The organism is Corallococcus sp. AB032C (assembly GCF_003668935.1).
Lineage (GTDB): Bacteria > Myxococcota > Myxococcia > Myxococcales > Myxococcaceae > Corallococcus > Corallococcus exiguus.
The window spans coordinates 24062-42316 of sequence record NZ_RAWP01000091.1; the positions used below are offsets into that span (position 1 = coordinate 24062).

Annotated in this window: 11 protein-coding genes and 1 pseudogene; 10 read left to right on the forward strand and 2 right to left on the reverse strand. The window is 69.0% G+C overall.

Features of this window, described 5'->3' with window-relative positions:
* The first annotated feature begins 31 nt into the window (after positions 1–31).
* From glyQ to polA, 10 genes are all read left to right on the forward strand, one after another.
* A complete protein-coding gene (glyQ, locus tag D7X99_RS31235; RefSeq protein ID WP_121780951.1) occupies positions 32–1024 on the forward strand; it encodes a glycine--tRNA ligase subunit alpha in 993 nt (330 codons plus the stop codon).
* Positions 1014–3122: a glycine--tRNA ligase subunit beta gene (gene glyS / locus D7X99_RS31240; protein WP_121780952.1), complete on the forward strand. Its 2109-nt coding sequence runs from the start codon at positions 1014–1016 to the stop codon at positions 3120–3122. The genes glyQ and glyS overlap by 11 nt, the downstream gene beginning before the upstream one ends.
* Positions 3123–3287: 165 nt before the next feature.
* Positions 3288–4817 (forward strand): hypothetical protein, encoded by a 1530-nt coding sequence (locus D7X99_RS31245; protein ID WP_121780953.1) that lies wholly within the window; start codon positions 3288–3290, stop codon positions 4815–4817.
* A gap of 2 nt (positions 4818–4819) precedes the next feature.
* Positions 4820–7048 carry a hypothetical protein gene (locus D7X99_RS31250; protein ID WP_147476309.1) on the forward strand — a complete coding sequence of 743 codons (2229 nt, stop codon included), beginning with the start codon at positions 4820–4822 and terminating at the stop codon, positions 7046–7048.
* A 63-nt stretch (positions 7049–7111) separates the two neighbouring features.
* A complete protein-coding gene (locus D7X99_RS31255; protein WP_120577879.1) occupies positions 7112–7966 on the forward strand; it encodes an FHA domain-containing protein in 855 nt (284 codons plus the stop codon).
* Between the two features lie 112 nt (positions 7967–8078).
* On the forward strand, positions 8079–8615 hold the full coding sequence (locus D7X99_RS31260) for a prepilin peptidase (RefSeq protein WP_121780955.1): 537 nt from the start codon (positions 8079–8081) through the stop codon (positions 8613–8615).
* Positions 8616–8661: 46 nt separating this feature from the next.
* Positions 8662–10110 (forward strand): type II and III secretion system protein family protein, encoded by a 1449-nt coding sequence (locus D7X99_RS31265; protein ID WP_121780956.1) that lies wholly within the window; start codon positions 8662–8664, stop codon positions 10108–10110.
* A gap of 151 nt (positions 10111–10261) precedes the next feature.
* Positions 10262–12025: an ATPase, T2SS/T4P/T4SS family gene (locus D7X99_RS31270; RefSeq protein ID WP_121780957.1), complete on the forward strand. Its 1764-nt coding sequence runs from the start codon at positions 10262–10264 to the stop codon at positions 12023–12025.
* Between the two features lie 7 nt (positions 12026–12032).
* Complete coding sequence (locus D7X99_RS31275) at positions 12033–14246, forward strand: FHA domain-containing protein (RefSeq protein ID WP_121780958.1); 2214 nt, start codon at positions 12033–12035, stop codon at positions 14244–14246.
* Between the two features lie 59 nt (positions 14247–14305).
* Positions 14306–17011 (forward strand): DNA polymerase I, encoded by a 2706-nt coding sequence (polA, locus tag D7X99_RS31280; RefSeq protein ID WP_121780959.1) that lies wholly within the window; start codon positions 14306–14308, stop codon positions 17009–17011.
* A gap of 327 nt (positions 17012–17338) precedes the next feature.
* Here polA and D7X99_RS31285 read toward each other — a convergent pair whose 3' ends face one another.
* Both D7X99_RS31285 and D7X99_RS31290 read right to left on the reverse strand, forming a co-directional pair.
* The gene (locus D7X99_RS31285) at positions 17339–17881 is read right to left on the reverse strand and encodes a hypothetical protein (RefSeq protein ID WP_169850173.1); all 543 of its coding nucleotides are present in this window, start codon (positions 17879–17881) and stop codon (positions 17339–17341) included.
* A gap of 182 nt (positions 17882–18063) precedes the next feature.
* Positions 18064–18255, reverse strand: a pseudogene (locus tag D7X99_RS31290) (hypothetical protein); the annotation flags it as partial.

Below are 18255 nucleotides of genomic sequence, written 5' to 3' on the forward strand. Positions count from 1 at the left end.
CTTCGACGCACTGCGAGAAGGACTCGCCAACATGTATTTCCAGGACCTCATCCTCACGCTCCAGAAGCACTGGGCCGACAAGGGATGCATCGTCACCCAGTCGTACGACACGGAAGTCGGCGCGGGCACGATGGCCCCCTACACGTTCCTGCGCGCGCTCGGTCCCGAGCCGTGGAACGTCGCCTACGTGCAGCCCTCGCGGCGCCCCGCCGACGGCCGCTTCGGTGAGAACCCGAACCGCCTGTTCCAGCACCACCAGTTCCAGGTCATCCTCAAGCCCGCGCCCAAGAACGTCCAGGAGCTGTACCTGGAGTCGCTGCGGAAGATCGGCCTGGACCCGCTGGAGCACGACATCCGCTTCGTCGAGGACGACTGGGAGTCGCCCACGCTGGGCGCCTGGGGCCTGGGATGGGAGGTGTGGTGCGACGGCGAGGAGGTGACGCAGTTCACCTACTTCCAGCAGTGCGGCGGCTTCGAGTGCCGCCCCGTGGCCGCGGAGCTGACGTACGGGCTGGAACGCCTGGCCAGGTATCTCCAGAACGTGGAGAGCGTCTTCGACATCGAGTGGGTCAAGGGCGTGAAGTACCGCGAGATCTTCCACGCGAACGAGGTGGAGATGAGCAAGTACGCCCTCCACGAGTCCGACCCGCAGATGCTCTTCACGCTGTTCGACGCGTACGAGAAGGAGTGCAAGCGGCTCATCGAGCACCACCTGCCGCTGCCCGCCTACGACTTCGCGCTCAAGTGCTCGCACACGTTCAACCTGCTGGATGCGCGTGGCTCCATCTCCGTCACCGAGCGCGCCAGCTTCATCAAGCGCGTGCGTGACAACGCGCGCCTGTGCGCGGAGGGCTACCTGCAGATGCGCGAGCGGCTGGGCTTCCCGCTGACGAAGACGCCGTGGACGGTGGGCGAACAGCCGCCGGTGTTGGAGGGCAAGCCCGCCAGCGACTACTGGAAGACGGTGCAGCTCAACAAGCCCGTGGAGAAGAAGGAGAAGACGGAGGTGGCCCGTGGCTCGTGACCTGCTCCTGGAAATCGGTGCCGAGGAGATCCCGGCGTCGTTCATCGTGCCCGCGCTGGAGGACCTGAAACGCGTGCTCACCGAGCGCATGGCCGACGCGCGCTTGAAGCACGGTGATGTGCGCACCTTCGGAACGCCGCGCCGGCTGGCCGTCCTCGTTCGCGACGTGGCGGACTCGGGCGAGGACGTGACGAAGGAAGTCCTGGGGCCCAGTGCCAAGGCCGCCTTCGACGCGCAGGGCAAGCCCACCAAGGCGGCGGAGAAGTTCGCCGAAGGGCTCAAGCTGTCCGTGGACGCGCTCGGCCGCACGACGACGGCCAAGGGCGAGTACGTGTCCGCGCGCGTGGAAGAGAAGGGACGCCCAGCGGACGCCATCCTCCAGGATGCGCTGAACTCCGCGGTGCACGGCATCAACTTCAAGAAGTCCATGCGCTGGGGTGACGTGGACACGTCCTTCGCGCGCCCGGTGCAGTGGCTGGTAGCGCTGTTGGGCGACATGGAGCTGGCGGTGGTGCTCGGCGACGTGAAGAGCGGACGGGCGACCTACGGCCACCGCTTCCTCGCGCCGGGTCCCATCACGCTGAAGGCGCCCGCGGACTACGAGTCCGCGCTGGAGAAGGCGCACGTGCTGGCGGACATCGGCAAGCGCCGCGCGTCGCTCGTGGAGAAGCTGCACGCCGCGGCGACGGCGGCAGGCGGGCAGCTCATGGAGGACGAGGGCCTGGTGGACCAGGTGACGAACCTGGTGGAGCTGCCGAGCCCCGTGGTGGGCAGCTTCGACGCGCGCCACCTGGACCTGCCGTCGGAGGTGCTGGTGCAGGAGATGAAGAGCCACCAGCGCTACTTCTCTCTGTTGGACGGGCAGCGGAAGCTGCTGCCGCGCTTCATCGCCGTGTCCAACACGCCGGTGCGCGACGCGCAGCTGTCCCTGCGTGGCTACGAACGCGTGCTGCGCGCGCGGCTCGCGGACGGGCGCTTCTTCTTCGACGAGGACCGCCGCACGCCGCTGGCCGACCGCGTGGAGAAGCTGGGCCGTGTGGTGTGGCAGGGCCAGCTGGGCACGTACCTGGAGAAGGTGGAGCGCTTCCGCTCGCTGGCGGGCTGGCTGGCCCAGGCCACGGGCAGGGCAGGGGCGGTGGCCACGGTGGAGCGCGCCGCCACGCTGTCCAAGGCGGACCTCGTCACCGGCATGGTGGGCGAGTTCCCGGAGCTCCAGGGCGTGATGGGCCGCGAGTACGCCAGAGCAGGCGGCGAGCCCGACGCGGTGGCGCTGGCCATCTTCGAGCACTACCTGCCCCGCGGCGCCGAGGACGCGCTGCCGTCCCAGGACGCGGGCGCGCTCATCGGCCTGGCGGACCGCCTGGACTCGCTGTGCGGCATCTTCGCCATTGGCAAGGCTCCGTCGGGCGCGGCGGATCCGTTCGCGCTGCGCCGCGCGTGCCTGTCCATCATCCGCATCGTGCTGGGGCGCGGCTACCGCTTCAGCCTCTCCGCCGCGGTGGACGAGGCGCTGCGCCTGCTGGCCCCCAAGCTGGCCAACGTGAAGCGCAAGCCAGGGGAAGCAGCCCCGCGCGAGCAGGTGCTGGAGTTCTTCCGCGGCCGCCTCAAGGCGCTGTGGGGCGAGCAGCACCGCACCGACGTCGTGGAGGCGGTGCTGGCCGTGGGCTTCGATGACCTCGTCGCGGCGAAGAAGCGCCTGGAGGCCCTGAGCGTGCTCGTGGGCCACTCGGACTTCCAGCCGCTTGCGGCGGCGTTCAAGCGCGTGGTCAACATCGTGGAGAAGCAGGGCAAGGACGTGGCCGGCGGGCAGACCAACCCGCAGCGCTTCACGGATGAGCCGGAGAAGAACCTCCACACCGCCTTCACCCAGGCGCGCGACAAGGTGGGCGCGCTCGTGCGCGCGGACGACTTCGCCAGCGCGCTCAAGGAGATCACCGGCCTGAAGCCCGCCGTGGACACCTTCTTCGACAAGGTGATGGTGATGGCCGAGGACAAGGACCTGCGGGAGAACCGCATCCGGTTCCTCACGGAGATTGGCGCCCTGTTCAACCAGGTGGCGGACTTTTCCAAGATCCAGGCCGAGACCGCCACTGCCTGAGCCTGGCCGCCGCTTCACCGCCGGAGCGTGCCCGTTCCCCCACCAGGGGGGCGGCGCACGCCTTCCGGACGGGGGCGGATGTCGGCGGGAAGGCGACCGGGAATAGTGGCCCCCCTATTCAGTTGCCCGGCGCAGGGCCGCGTTCCTACACTCCGCCCCCCTCTGATGCGCCTCTACTTCCTGACCCCCGCGCTGCTGCTCCTCGGTGCGTGTTCGATTGAATCCGAACCGAACCCGCCTCCGTCCACCCGCTTTGTCTACCCCAGCGGGGTGGCGTTCTGGCGCCCTCCAGCGGCGGGCGGGCCATCCGCGAGCAACGGCTATCTGTTCGTCGCGAACGCCAACTTCGACAACTGCTACGACTCCGGTTCGGTGGTGGCACTGAACCTGGACACGCTGAGCACGCAGGTGGACGGGCAGACCGTCATGGTGCCCCACCTGGGCAGCGTGCCCCCGGACGCCTCGCTCGCCTTCGAGGACCTGTCCTCCGCGGACGAGTCGCTCGTGCAGATCCGCAGCTTCGCGGGTGAGCTGGCCATGTGGGTGAACCCGGCCACGGGTCTGCCACGCCTGTTCGTGCCCTCGCGTGCGGAGGGCAACAACCTGAACGCGGTGGACGTGAGCCTGGAGGCCAACGGCGCTCCGGTGCTCACCTGCGTGCAGGGCGGCGTGGACTGCCGCAACGGCGCGCTGTCGCTCACCGAGGACATCCCGTCGTCCCTCAGTGACGAGGGCCGGCCAGGCCTGCCCCGCGCTCCGTCGCCCATCGGCGTGACGGTGGATGAGGCGAGCGGCAACCTGTATGTGACGCACTCGGAGGCGGCGGACTCGCCCGCCAAGTCCAGCACCAACTTCGAGAGCTACCTGGCCACGCTGAAGCTGGACAACCCCACGCGGGACTCGCTGGGCTTCATCTCGCTGTCTCCCGAGGGCTACCTCTACGGCGGCTCGGATTCGGTGACGGTGGGCGCGGGCTACCTCTACGTGACGGGCCGCAACTTCGTGGCCGGCATCAGCGGCACCGTGGCCGGCAACTACGTGCTGCGGCTGGTGGACAAGAACGACCCCGGCACCATCCTGGAGCCCTCGCTGCAGTCGGAGTACCGCATCCGCGAGGCGCGCGCGGCGCGCGTGGTACCCCGTCCGGTGACGCCGGCGGAGCTGGCGGCGCGTCCGAACTTCGTGCGCGAGCGGCTGTACATGCTGGCGCGCGGCCCGGACACGCTGCTCACCCTCGACTTCGAATACGACGCGGTGCCGGGCACCGCCGCCACCCAGCCCTTCTTCCGGGTGGTCTCCGCGGTGCCCATGCCCGACGGCGTGAGCGACATGCAGATCATCTCGCGGACGCCGGGCACGTCCAACGCGGACACCCACATCATCGCGGTGACGAGCACCGGCGACAGCGCGTTGTCCCTCTACGACGAGGCGCTCGGGCAGGTCGTGGCGCAGGTGCCGCTCGTCAACAGCCTCAACCAGACCAGCAACCCGTCACAGGCCTTCGGGCTGACGGTGGACAACCCCGCCGGGACGAACGCGGCGCGGCTGTTCGTGACCAACTTCGGAGACAGCCAGGTGGCCATCGTGGACATCCCCGACCTGTCGCGTCCCCAGGACGCGCGGGTGGTGGCGAAGCTGGGCATCCAGCAGCAGCGCGATCCGAACCAGGGCACCAGCGTGTGCCAGGAGAACTGACCTTGAAGCGCGGCTTTCTTGCTGCCCTGTTGCTGAGCGGCGCGAGCCTCGCGCTCGCCTGCTCCGACACCACCTCCACCGCGGGCGCCGCCGGTCTGTCCGGCACGTACGACGTGGTGCTCTCCAACCAGCTCGTCTTCGTCACCTCCCAGGACCGGGATGAGCTGCGCGTGCTGGACCTGACGCGCACGCCGCGTGAGTTCATCCCCGCGCCCAACCCGCTGGAGCCCCTGGCCATCCCCGTCATCGCGCGGCCCGACTCGCTCACCCGCGACGTGGGCTACAACGACAAGGGCGAGGACGTTTCCGGCCCGTACATCTACGCGCGCAGCTCCGGCGGCCGCGGCATCTCCGTGGTGGCCGCGGACCGCGCGCGCCTCAACGAGGTGACGCGCCTGGCGACCGGCCAGCTCATCACCGCCTTCGCCGCGCACGCCCCGGTGGCGGAGGGCGCCCCGAGCGTCCTGTACTACGCGCTCCAGACGCGCCCGGCGGCCGCCGAGCAGCTCTGCGGACCCTTTGGCGGCGGGGTGGTGATGCGCCAGGACCTGCCCGGCCCGGAGGGCTTCGACGCGGCCACGCTGCCTCCCGCGCTGCCCGTCTTCTGCCTCAAGCCGGCGGACACGGTGATGTCCATGGTCACGCTGCCCGCGCGGGCCGACCGGGTGGACTCGCTGGTGGTCGCCATCCGCAACGTGTCCGGCACCAGCCGGCTCGTGCGCGTCGTCGCGGACGGGGCCTCCGTGGAGATTCCCTACAAGCGGCCGCGTCCGGCGCCCTACGCGGTGCCCAACTACGCGGACCTGGTGGACATCCCGGCGCGGCTCGTGGCCACGCACCCCAGCTACGGCGTGCCGAAGCCCAAGCTCGAGGATGGGAGCTGCCCGCCGGGCACGGACGTGAAGACCGCGGAAGACGGGACGACGACATGCGTCGAGTCCTGGCCCGCGGGCCGCTTCGTGTTCGTGGTGCTGGATGAGCTGACGTGCAACTCGTCTGACTGCGAGGGCGTCATCGCGCTCGACAACGGGCCGAAGCCGGTGGAGGAGCCGTCCCCGACGCCGGTGCTCGCCCGCGACATCACCGGAGCGGCCATGCTGACGCTGCGGCCGTCCGCGGGCCTGCCCACGGGCCTCACGCTGCGCACGGGCCTGGAGGTTCGCGAAATCCTGGCGGACAGCGTGGCCTACCTCACCGCCATCCCGCTCCTGGGCATCATGCCGTCGTCCGACGGGCGGATCACCCTGTTCCGCGCGGACGAGCGGCGCCCGTTCAACCTGGACCGCAACTCCAGCAACACGCCGCTGAACTCGTCGGTGGCCGCGGAGCTGCGTGACAACAACGAGCTGGCGCGCACGGACCAGTTCCAGGGCATCACCGTGGTACAGCCCGGCTGCCCCCAGGCGACGGATTCGACCAACGTCACCGCGTTTCTCTGCAACGGCTCGGTGCCCAACGGGACGTACCGCTTCGTCTTCCAGGGCGTGCTGCCCGGACTGGTCGGCCTCTCACGCGACCTGACCCAGGAGGATCCTCCGCTCCTCGTCGAGACGACCCTGGCGACGGCCCGCGGCGTGAGTGTCGGCGACTCCATCATCCTGGCGAACAACGCGGGCGCCTGCGCGGCGGTCATCCCCATCCTGCGCCTGGAGGATCAGGGCAATGGCCTCACGCGGCTCTTCCCGGACCTGTCCGACCCCGCGGTCGCCGCCGCGGCGGAGCCCTGTGCGTCGTATCCGTTGTTCACCGTGCGCGCGGGCCCGAACGTGAAGCCCTTCGTGCTCTATGCAGGCGTGGAGAGCAGCGACACGTATCTGCAGCGGCTGAACGTCAACGAGACGTACACGGTCTCCACCTTCCTGGACTACTACTATCACCCGGACGGCTTCGACCTGGGCCTGGAGCCGCCCAAGTCGCCCACCACCTACGTGCCCGCGCCGTTGACGCTCACGATGACGCCGACCATCGGCGCGGGGAGCCGGCTGGCGGCGGGTGACAGGTACGTGGTGACGCTGCTGCCGCGCTTCCGCCGCTACGTCTTCGGCGTGGACACCAGCCAGTCGAGCGGTCTGGCGGTCTACACCCTGCCTGCTTCCGTGGTGGCCACGGACGTGGCGGGGGCCAGCCTCGCCTACGTCGCGTACCCCTCCGCGGACGGCGTGCTCCAGGTGGCCCTGGAGTCAATCACCGACAACCTGGACAACCTCACGTATCTCCGGGCGTTCCAGTAACTGGGCGCGCCCGACCGGCTCTGCTATCGTCCCCCACGTCCAGCATTTCCCGAGCCAAGACCGATGATCGATCAGAACTCCCGTCCCGCACGCAAGGTCGGCATCGCCGAGCACCTGTGGGAGACGTACGAAGAGATGGCCCAGCAGATGGGGTCGGATCGCGACGCGCTCATCAACCAGGCGTTGTTCATGTTCGCGCGCCTCAACGGCTTCATTGACGTGAGGACGAAGGGCGAGCCTGTCGTGGCGGCGGTGCCGGCCGCCACGCCCGCCCCGGCCGCGCGTCCTGCCGCCGCGCCGCCTCCTGCCGCCGCCAAGGGCGCTCCGCCGGTGCTGGCCCCCGCGCCGCCGCCCGCACGCGCCGCCGCGCGCAACGTGGAGGAGCGTCCGTCCTCCAACGGGCTGGACAATGATCCGGTGCGCCGCGAGGTCGCCGAACGTGTCCTGGAGACGGCCGCCGAGTTGGAGCGGCTCATCAAGGGCAAGAACGAGCCGCCCCCGCCCTCCGCGGACGACATGATCGAGGACGAGGAGGATCCCCTGCCGGAGCAGGAGGAGCCGCCGCTCGACGACATGCAGGACGAGCCTCCCGAGGAGGCCGAAGAAGAGCCGATGGAGGAGCCGGACGAGGAGGAGGGCGCCGCGCTCTACCTCGTCCTGGAGTCCGGCGAAGAGGAGAAGATCGTCAAGGACCGGTACGTCATCGGCCGCGGCAAGCACTGCGACTTCGTCATCAACTCCGGCAAGGTGTCGCGCGAGCACGCCGTCATCGCCCGCGACGGCGGCGACTTCTACATCGAGGACCTCGGCTCCTCGAACGGGACCTGGTTCAACAAGCAGCGCATCAAGCGCCGCAAGGTTGAAGACGGGGACGAGTACTTCATCTGCAGCGAGAAGATCCGCCTCGTCATCCACTGAAGCCGGCATGACGCGGGGCCCCACGGTGCGATGGCCTTGTTCAGGAATTGACGGGCTTGGGGCCTCCATTGTTTGATGGGGGTCACCTGCTCCCCATGGGAGCAGGTGCCGAATGACACCTGCTCAGCTCGCGCTTTGGACGATTCTGGGAGTGGCCCTGGTGATTGCGGTGGTGACCGACGTGCTGCGCCGGCTCATCCCGAACGCCGTGACCTATCCGCTCATCGTATTGGGGCTCGGGGTGCGAGGTGTGTCCGAAGGGGTGGGCGGGCTGGAGGCGGGGGTGGTGAGCGGGCTACTGGCGGGCGCGGGACTCGCGCTGCTGCTGGTGCCGGGTGCGCTGCGCGGGCGCATGGGGTGGGGTGACGTCAAGCTGATGGCGGGCGTGGGCTGCGTGCTGGGCTTTCCCACGGTGCTCGCCGCGGCGGCCTTCATCTCGCTCACGGGCGCGCTGCAGGCCATCGTCACGCTGCTGTGGCAGGGGGCCGTCTGGGACACGCTGGCGGCGGTGGCCCGTCGCTGGGCGGTGCGGATGAAATGGATGCGCGAGGAAACCTCGACCGCTCCCGTGCGACACATCCCCTACGGCGTCTCCATCGCGGTCGGGACTTTCTGGGCCATGTGGTGGCAGCAACAACATCTGGGATAGCGCGCCGTCAGGCCGGGCGCGCGCACGCAAGAAGGGGATTCACACGATGTCCACTCGCTTCACGCAAGCCCTGGCGCTCAGCGCCCTCGTCACCCTGGTGGCCAGTGCCCCCGCCCTGGCCCAGGAGGGAAGCTCCGTCAGCCTGGGTGTGGGTACCCAGAAGGTGCTCACCATTCCCGGCCTCAGCCGCGTCGCGCTGGGTGACCCGTCCATCGCCGAGGTGAAGACGCTCGGCACCGGCCAGCTGCTCGTCACCGGTAACGCCGAAGGCAAGACGACGCTGCTCGTCTGGAAGTCCTCCGGTCAGCGCATCAGCTACCTGGTGACGGTCCGCAAGCAGGACCCCAACGAGGTCATCTCCGAAATCAAGCGCCTGCTGGGTGAAATCGAAGGCGTGTCCGTGCGCATGGTGGGTGACCGCATCTACCTGGACGGTCAGGCCTACACCACGCAGGACGCGGACCGCATCGAGCAGGTGGTGAGCCTGTACCCGAACGTGAAGTCGTTCGTGAAGATCGCCCCCAACGCCAAGAAGCTGGTCGCGCAGAACCTGAACGCGGCCTTCCAGAAGGCGGGCCTGAAGAACGTGCAGGCCAACGTGGTGGGCGCGACCATCTTCCTGGAGGGCTCCGTGGAGAGCCAGCAGGACCTCCAGAAGGCGGAGCTCATCACCAAGGCCATCGGTGAGAAGGTGGAGAACCTGCTCGTCGTCGGCATCAAGCGGATGATCCTCTCCGAGGTCCAGTTCGTCGAAATCCGCCGCAACAGCCGCGACCGCTACGGCATCAAGTACCCCACGGACATCACTGGCACGCTGACCGCCGCCGCGACGCTGAACAAGGCGCTCATCCCGTCCGGCGACGCCGTCTCCGGCCTGATCATGAGCGCGACGGGCGGTTCCGACCTGACCATCGGCTTCCAGGCCAACGACGGTTACGGCCGCCTGCTGGCGCAGCCCAAGCTGGTGTGCGCCAGCGGTGAGAAGGCGGAGTTCCTCGCCGGCGGCGAGGTCCCCATCCCCCTCATCACCAACACGCAGTTCACGGTGGAGTACAAGCCCTACGGCGTCATCCTGAACATCCGCCCCACCGCGGACCGCAACGGCAACATCCAGACGGAAGTGGAGGCGGAGGCCTCTGAAATCGACACCTCCGTGTCCGTGTCCTTCGGTGGTTCGTCCGCCATCCCCGGCTTCCGCACCCGCAAGGTCAAGACGAACGTGACCGTGCGCCACGGTGAGACCATCGTGCTGTCCGGCGTGTTCAGCCACGACGAGCAGAAGGCCGTCGCGAAGCTGCCCGGCCTGGGTCACATCCCCATCGTGGGCGAGCTGTTCAAGAACCGCGCGTTCGACACCACCAAGCGCGAGCTGGTGATCTTCGTCACCCCGCGCATCGTGAACCCGGACTCGGACAAGGTCCGCAGCATCATCGAGGACGTGAAGACCCGCTACAAGCAGGCCCGCTCCGAGGTGAACTTCAACATCTTCGACTGACGGCACTCAAAAGCCCTCACGTCGGATCCGGGCCGGCCCCATCCCTGCTTCAGAGGGGGGAGGGTGCCGGCCCGTCCTTTTCAGGGCAGCAGGCGGGCGAGCGTCGCAGGAGTCTTTGAGGTCGTTGGAGGGCTTGGTAGCATCCCGGCCCATGTTTCTCATCACGCTGACGGAGAAGGGCGGCGGTTCGGAGCAGCGGGAGTATCCCAAGAACGAGATCACGATCGGCCGGATTGCTGGCAACGACATCGTGCTCGCCAAGGGGAACGTCTCCAAGACCCACTCCCGCATCGTCGAAAAGGACGGCCGCTTCATCATCGTGGACATGAAGTCCACGAACGGCACCTTCGTGAACGGCAAGAAGATCGCCGGGCCGATGGTGCTGAAGCCCACCGACCAGGTCTCCATCGGCGACTACATCCTCAACGTCGAGGCGCTTGCCGACGAGCCCGCTGACGAGGGCTACGACGAGGAGCAGGGCGAGGAGGCCTACGAGGAGGAAGAGGCCTACGAGGAGGAGGAGCCCTACGAGGAGGAGGAGGCGCCCGCGCCCGCCCCCGCCCCCGCGCCTCCCAGCCGCATGCCCGCGTCCATGGCCGCGGCCATGGCGAAGAACAAGCGCAAGGTGGACCCCCGGCTGGAGCGCTACTCGCGGCTCCAGAAGGAGATCCACGACCGGCTCATCGAGTACCTGGACCTGCGCCGCATGGACATGGACCGGCTCGGGGACGAGGAGCTCTGGCGCCGCACCGAGAAGGCCATCCGGGACATCATCGACCAGATGGAGGCGGACCAGGAGCTTCCCGGGGACGTGGACCGGGAGGAGCTGCTCACCGACGTCATCAACGAGGCGCTGGGCCTGGGGCCCCTGGAAGCGTTCCTCGCGTCGGAAGAGATCAGCGAGATCATGGTGAACCACGCCAACCAGATCTACATCGAGCGCAAGGGCAAGCTGACCCTGTCGGAGAAGACGTTCTCCTCCAACCAGGCGGTGCTCGGCGTCATCGAGCGCATCGTGGCGCCCATTGGCCGCCGCATCGACGAATCCAGCCCGCTGGTGGACGCGCGCCTCAAGGACGGCAGCCGCGTGAACGCCATCATCCCGCCGCTGGCGCTCAAGGGCCCCTGCATCACCATCCGCAAGTTCAAGAAGGATGCGCTGAAGATCCAGGACCTCATCAAATACAAGACCGTCACCGCGCAGATGGCCGAGTTCCTGGAGATGTGCGTGACGGCCCGGCGCAACATCGTCATCTCCGGCGGCACGGGCTCCGGGAAGACGACGACGCTGAACATCATCAGCTCGTTCATCCCGGAGGGTGAGCGCATCATCACGGTGGAGGACGCGGCGGAGCTTCAGCTGCCGCAGGACCACTGGGTGCAGCTGGAGAGCCGCCCGCCCAACCTGGAAGGCAAGGGCGCCATCACCATCCGCGAGCTGGTGAAGAACTGCCTGCGCATGCGGCCGGACCGCATCGTCGTGGGCGAGTGCCGCTCCGGCGAGACGCTGGACATGCTCCAGGCCATGAACACCGGCCACGACGGTTCGCTCACCACGCTGCATGCGAACACGCCGCGTGACGCGATTGCCCGGCTGGAGACGATGGTGCTCATGTCCGGCATGGAGCTGCCGGTGAAGGCCATCCGCGAGCAGATCGCCAGCGCCGTGCACCTCATCGTGCAGCAGACGCGCTTCTCCGATGGTTCTCGCAAGATCTGCTACATCACGGAGGTGTCCGGCATGGAGGTCGACATCGTGACCCTGCAGGACATCTTCTATTACAAGCAGGACGGCTTCACCGAGGACCACAAGGTGCGCGGACGCTACGTCGCGTCGGGCTTCGTCCCGAAGTTCTACGACGAGCTCCAGCGCAAGGGCATCCCCGTGAACATGAGCATCTTCCGCGAGGACTGACGCGCCCATGCCTACCCTGGTCGTCCGTCATCCTGACGGCACTGAGCACGAGCACGAAGTCGCGGGCGAGCTGAAGATTGGCCGCCAGCAAGGCAATGACCTGGTCCTCACGGAAGGCGGCGTGTCGCGGCAGCACGCGCGCGTCTACGTGGAGGGCGGCACCGTCTACGTCGAGGACGGAGGCAGCCAGAACGGCACCTTCGTGGACGGCGAGCGCATCGCGGGGCCCACGGCGCTGACGCCGGCCTCGCAGGTGCTGCTGGGCGACTACGAGATGAAGCTCAAGGGCAATGCCCGGAGCACCAGCGGGCGCCGCGCGGCCACACCTCCGCCTGGCGATCCCGCGACGCTCTCGGACGCGCCCGTGAAGGGCACGCGCGCCATGCCCAGCATCCGCGCCAAGGCCACGCAGAACGGGGCCGCGAAGCCCGAAGGCGCGCTGGCGAAGCGGCCCGCTCGCTCCACGCCCGCGGGCGCGGGTGCCGCGGCGGCGGGCGCGGGTTCGGGTCCGGTGCTCAAGGGCATGACGGGGCCGTGGGCGGGCAAGTCCTATCCCATCAACGGCACGTTGCTGGTGGGACGGGCGCCTCCGGCGGTGGTCGTCCTGGATGACGACTCCGTGAGCCGGAAGCACGCGGAGGTGAAGCGCGAGGGCACAGGCGTGCTCGCGCGCGACCTGGGCAGCGCGAACGGCACCCTGCTCAACGGCGAGTTGCTGGGCGAGGAGTTCGTCGACCTGCAGCCCGGGGACGTCCTCCAGTTCGGCGTGGTGGAGATGACCTACGAGGCCGCCGACACGCCCGCGCGCCGTCCCGGCACGGGCGCGGCGCCGGCCCGTCGTGGCGGCCGGGCGGCGCCCGAGTCGGACAAGAAGCGCAAGCTGATGGTGATCGCGGGCGGCGTGGTGGCGCTGCTCGCGGTGGCGGCGGTGGTGAAGTCCTCCGTCGGGGCGCCGCAGAAGACGCAGCCAACGGGGCCCGCCGCGCCGCTGGATCCCGCGCAGCAGGTGCAGGAGTTCCTCAGCGAGTGCCGCTCCTACTCCTCCAACGAGACGGGGGCTCCCGACTGGGGCCGCGCCGAGAAGGCGTGTGAGCAGGCGCTGGACATGGATCCCATCAACGCCGAGGCGAACACCCTCGTGCGGCGCATCAAGCTGGAGAAGGAGGCCTTCGACAACTTCGAGGCCGCGAAGAAGTCCATCGAGCTCAACCGCGAGAAGGACGCCCTGGAGTACCTCCGCAAGATTCCGAAGGAGAGCGAGTACTTCCGCCGCGCCCGCTCCAAGGCGAAGGAGACGGCCGAGCAGTTCGTGGACCGCGCGAAGTTCGACTGCAATCGCTACCTGAACAACTCGCAGTGGGGTCCCGCGGTCCAGCGCTGCCAGCAGTACATGGAAGTGTGGTGCCAGAAGCAGAGCAAGGAGGACATGGAGCCGCCCATCGGTCAGACGCTCCGCCTGGAGGGCGGTCTGCGCAAGAACGAGTGGCGCCCCAAGGACACCATGTTCGTGAAGTTCCTGGTGGCCCGCCTGCGGGTGGACCGCGGTGCGCAGCCGTGGACGTGCCCGGTGTCCGACATCCTCCAGGAGGACGGTCTGGGCGTGGATCAGGCCAGCGAGGTGCGCGCCATGTTCGCCAAGCGTTACGCCCCGAAGCTCATCCAGGCGGCGATGATGGACTACTGGGCCGGCCGTGGCAGCGAGGCCATGGCGACGCTGCAGAAGCTGCGCTCGAAGGAAGACCAGGCGCAGTACCACCAGCTCGCGGACGACCTCATCCGCGACGTGTCCAACGTGGATCAGCTCTTCAAGACGGGCGGGAGCAACATCACCAACGAAGACCCCGAGCGCGCGGTGGCGCCGTTCAAGGACGCGCTGGCGACGGACAAGCGCATCATGGCGGAGCTGGCGGAGTCGCACCTGTCCTTCTACCGGAAGAACATGTTCCAGGACCTGGCGGCCTCCGCCTACCTGCGTGGCAAGCACTTCGCCGACCGCGAGGACCGCCGCCGCGGCTGCCGCATCTGGAAGATGGGCTTCGACTTCTACAAGGGCAACACGAACCTGAACCGCGTGGTGGCCTTCTGCTCCACGCAGGCGCAGAACGCGTTGAACAGCGTGGGCAGCTGCTCGGACTTCCAGGCGGTGGAGGACTACGCCGTGCCGGGTGACGGCATCGCCGAACAGATTGCCGCGAAGAAGGCCGAACTGAAGTGCCGCTGAGCGGCGCTCCGGTGCGGGGCTTCGTGGACAGACAGCGGTAGGCGCGCTAGGGACGGGGGATGGCCGACACCAGCCCCCCGCGCTCCGAGCGCCGCCTGGCGCTCTTCGACGCCTCCGGCTTCATCTTCCGCGCCTACCACGCCATCCCCCCGCTCACGACGAGCAAGGGGGTGCCCACCAACGCGGTGCTGGGCTTCACCCGCATGGTGCTCAAGGCCCTGCAGGATCTGAAGCCCACGCACGTGGCGCTCGCGTTCGACAAGTCCGGCCGCGTGGAGCGTCAGAAGATCGACCCCACGTACAAGGCGAACCGCAAGGCGGCGCCGGAGGACCTGACGCCCCAGTTCCCGCTCATCCGCAAGGTGGGGGACGTGCTGAACCTGGCCTCGCTGGACGCGGAGGGCTGGGAGGCGGACGACGTCATCGGCACGCTGGCGCTGCAGGCGAAGGCGGAGGGCTTCCAGGTCCTGGTCGTCACCAGCGACAAGGACTTCATGCAGATTGTCGACGAGGACATCACCCTCTTCGACCCCGCGAAGAACAAGCGCATCGGCATCGCGGACGTGCAGGAGAAGATGGGCATCCTGCCCAAGCAGGTGCGCGACTTCCTGGCCCTGGTGGGCGACGCGGTGGACAACGTCGCCAAGGTGCCCGGCGTGGGCGACAAGACGGCGGTGGAGTTGCTCCACCAGTTCGGCGACGTGGAGACGCTGCTCGCGCGCGTGGAGGAAGTGAAGAAGCCGAAGATCCGCGCGGCGCTGGAGTCCCACCGCGAGAGCCTTGCGCGCGCCAAGCAGCTCGTCACCTTCAACACCGGGCTGCCCCTGGGCGTGAAGCTGGAGGACCTGGTCCGCCGCGCGCCGGACGCCACGCGTGCGCGGGACCTGTTCACGGAGCTGGAGTTCTTCGCGCTCCTGCGCGACCTGCCCGCGGAGGAGGCCCCGGCGCGTCCGGACGTGGCGCCGCTCGCCACCACCACCACGCTGGTCACCACCGAGGAGGAGCTGAAGGCGCTGGCGGACGCGGCGAAGGCGGCCGGGGCCCTCACCCTGGTGCCCGCCTACGAGGGCATGCCCTTCGCGGCGCCGCTGGTGGGCATGGGCGTGGCGCTGCCGGATGGCTCCACGCGGTACGTGCCGCTGCGGCACCAGCAGCTGGGCGCCACGCAGGTGCCGGTGGCGGCCTTCACCGCGGCGATGAAGGACGTCATCGCGGACGCGGCGGTGAAGAAGGGCGGCCACGACCTCAAGGCGCTCACGCTGGTGCTGGCCCATGAAGGGCTGACGCTGGAGGGCGCGCAGGACGACGTGGAGCTCTTGAGCTACCTGCTCAACCCGTCGCGCCGGGAGCACGCGCTGGCGGACCTGGCGCGCGAACGGCTGCGCTCGGAGCTGCCCGCGCTGCCCGCTTCGGTGGAGGGCAAGAAGGGGCGGCCGCTGGCGGACCATGGGCCGGAGGAGGTGGCCGCGGCGTACGCGGTGCGCGCGGACGCGGCGCGCAGGATGGCTCCGGAGCTATGGAAGGAGCTGGAGCTGGGAGGCCTGTCGGAGCTGGCGCGCACGCTGGAGCTTCCGCTGTTGCCCGTGCTCGCGCGGATGGAGCGCGAGGGCGTGAAGCTGGACGTGGTGGAGCTGGGCCGCACGTCCGAACGCGTGGACGTGGAGGTGAAGACGAAGGAGGCCGAGTGCCACCAGGCCGCGGGCCACGTCTTCAACCTGGGCTCCAATCCGCAGCTGGCGCAGGTGCTCTACGAGGAGCAGAAGCTGCCCATCCTCAAGCGCGGCAAGACGGGCCCGTCCACGGACCAGGAGGTGCTGGAGAAGCTGGCGGAGGAGCACAACAGCGTGCTCGCGCGCGCGCTCATCGAGTACCGGGGCCTGTCCAAGCTCAAGAGCACCTACCTGGACACGCTGCCCACGCTGGTGGCGAAGGACGGGCGCATCCACACCACGTACCACCAGGCGGCCACCGCCACCGGACGGCTGTCCTCGTCCGACCCGAACCTGCAGAACATCCCCGTCCGCACGGAGCTGGGGCGTGAAATCCGCCGTGCCTTCGTGGCGGAAGCGGGGCACCAGCTGGTGAGCGCGGACTACTCGCAGATTGAGCTGCGGCTCTTGGCGCACATCGCGGAGGACCCGGTCCTCATCGACGCCTTCCGCAACGACGAGGACATCCACAGCCGCACGGCGGCGGAGGTGTTCGGCGTGGCCCCCAAGGACGTGGACCGCGAGCAGCGCCGCGTGGCGAAGATGGTGAACTTCGGCATCGCCTACGGTCTGTCCGCGCACGGCCTGTCCACGCGCCTGGGCATCTCCCAGGAGAACGCGCGCGACGTCATCGAGCGGTACTTCACCCGGTACGCGGGCATCCGCCAGTACCTGGAGGACACCGTGGAGAAGGCGCGCAAGGTGGGCTACGTGGAGACGCTCTACGGCCGCCGCCGCCTGATGGGGGACCTGCTCTCCAAGAACCGGGCGGTGGCCCAGGCCGCCGAGCGCGCCGCCATCAACATGCCCATCCAGGGCACCGCCGCGGACCTGATGAAGAAGGCCATGCTGGCCGTGGACGCCGCGCTCCGGGAGCAGAAGCTGAAGACGCGCGTGCTCCTCCAGGTGCACGACGAACTGCTCTTCGAAGCGCCGGACGCGGAGGTGGAGGCCGTGAAGGCCCTGGCCGTGAAGAGCATGGCCTCCGTCGCCGAGCTGAAGGTGCCGCTCAAGGTGGACGTGGGCGCGGGAAAGAGCTGGGCTGACGCGCACTGAGCACGAAAAAATGCGGGAGAGCGCCCACCCCCGTAGGCGCCCTCCCGCTGCCCCATCCCCAATCCCTCCGACAAAACATGCCGATCCGTCCGACCGGCGGAGCGCGCGGACCCCCATCCACGCGTTCCAGCGTTCGAACCTGTGTGCGGCTCACCGCTCCCCCGAGCAGGAACACGCACCCTCAAGGCGCGTCACGGACCCCCATCCATGACAGCGCACCCTCCCGCCAGCCCCCGGACCCTTCCTCGTTGAGGAGTGTCAAGCCGGACGGATCGACAAACCGTTACAACCAAACCCTGGCGCCTTCCTCGCGCCGTGAAAGCCTGCTCAATGCATGGCGGACCGCTCGTCGCGGCGGCCCATGGGCTGCCGGCGCGCGTGCGACGGCCGCTCGAAGTACTCCACCACCAGACCGCCGAACGGCACCCGGGGCCCATCCGCCTTCGGGTCCGCCATCCGCTGGAGCAGCGCCACCGCGCTGTCCACGGCCTCGTCAATCGCGCGGTTGATGCGCTGGCGCTCCGTGTCCCCACCGCCCAGGACCTCCAGGGCGTCCACCAGGCACCGCCGCAGCAGTGCGAACTCGTCGTGCAGGGCCCGCGCGCCACGCTCCGGCGCCAGGCGCAGCACCGCGCGGGTGCGGCTCCAGGGGCTGGACTCCACGCCCTCCAGTGTCAGCCCCAGCTCCCGGACGAAGGGCTCCACCAGTCCGTCCAGCAGGCTGGCGCCGGGAACGCCCTGGCCCTCGTGCGCCGCCAGCCGCATCCGCCGCCACAGGGCCGCGATGCGCTCCGGCTGCTTGCTGAAGACCCGGGCCGCCCCGGCCTTCTTCCGTCCCCGCTCCGCCGCCATGTCCGTTGTCGTCCGCATCGCGAGCAAAGACATAGCAAGGGCTTTGCCAACGCCAGACGGTTGCTGGTTCCCAGTGAATCCGCCCATTTGGGCAACGAGCCCGCCCTGGAGGGTGGCCGGAGGACGTAAATCCTACGGGGCGGATGTTGAAAGGCTGGGGGCAGGGGAAGAACCTTCCCTGCCTGGGCACGCCGCGCCTCTCAGTGGAGCGTCGGCTTGGGCGGGCGGCCCGACGGGGCCTCGCCGTCCAGCTCGTACTCGCCGCTGGAGGCCTCCGGCTCCTCGTCCTCCAGGTCCGAGCCGTCCGGTGCGTCCGGATGGCCTGCGCCCGACTCCAGGGCTTCCGGCGCGCCCTCCAGGGCTTCCGGCTGGCTGGGGGCGGAGGGATTGGG

Excerpts from the sequence above, each read along its gene's own strand:
- polA (WP_121780959.1), top strand. The coding sequence starts at position 14,306 with ATGGCCGACACCAGCCCCCCGCGCTCCGAGCGCCGCCTGGCGCTCTTC.
- D7X99_RS31285 (WP_169850173.1), bottom strand. The coding sequence starts at position 17,881 with ATGCGGACGACAACGGACATGGCGGCGGAGCGGGGACGGAAGAAGGCC.
- D7X99_RS31255 (WP_120577879.1), top strand. The coding sequence starts at position 7,112 with ATGATCGATCAGAACTCCCGTCCCGCACGCAAGGTCGGCATCGCCGAG.
- D7X99_RS31275 (WP_121780958.1), top strand. The coding sequence starts at position 12,033 with ATGCCTACCCTGGTCGTCCGTCATCCTGACGGCACTGAGCACGAGCAC.
- D7X99_RS31260 (WP_121780955.1), top strand. The coding sequence starts at position 8,079 with ATGACACCTGCTCAGCTCGCGCTTTGGACGATTCTGGGAGTGGCCCTG.
- D7X99_RS31245 (WP_121780953.1), top strand. The coding sequence starts at position 3,288 with ATGCGCCTCTACTTCCTGACCCCCGCGCTGCTGCTCCTCGGTGCGTGT.
- glyQ (WP_121780951.1), top strand. The coding sequence starts at position 32 with ATGTATTTCCAGGACCTCATCCTCACGCTCCAGAAGCACTGGGCCGAC.
- D7X99_RS31270 (WP_121780957.1), top strand. The coding sequence starts at position 10,262 with ATGTTTCTCATCACGCTGACGGAGAAGGGCGGCGGTTCGGAGCAGCGG.
- D7X99_RS31265 (WP_121780956.1), top strand. The coding sequence starts at position 8,662 with ATGTCCACTCGCTTCACGCAAGCCCTGGCGCTCAGCGCCCTCGTCACC.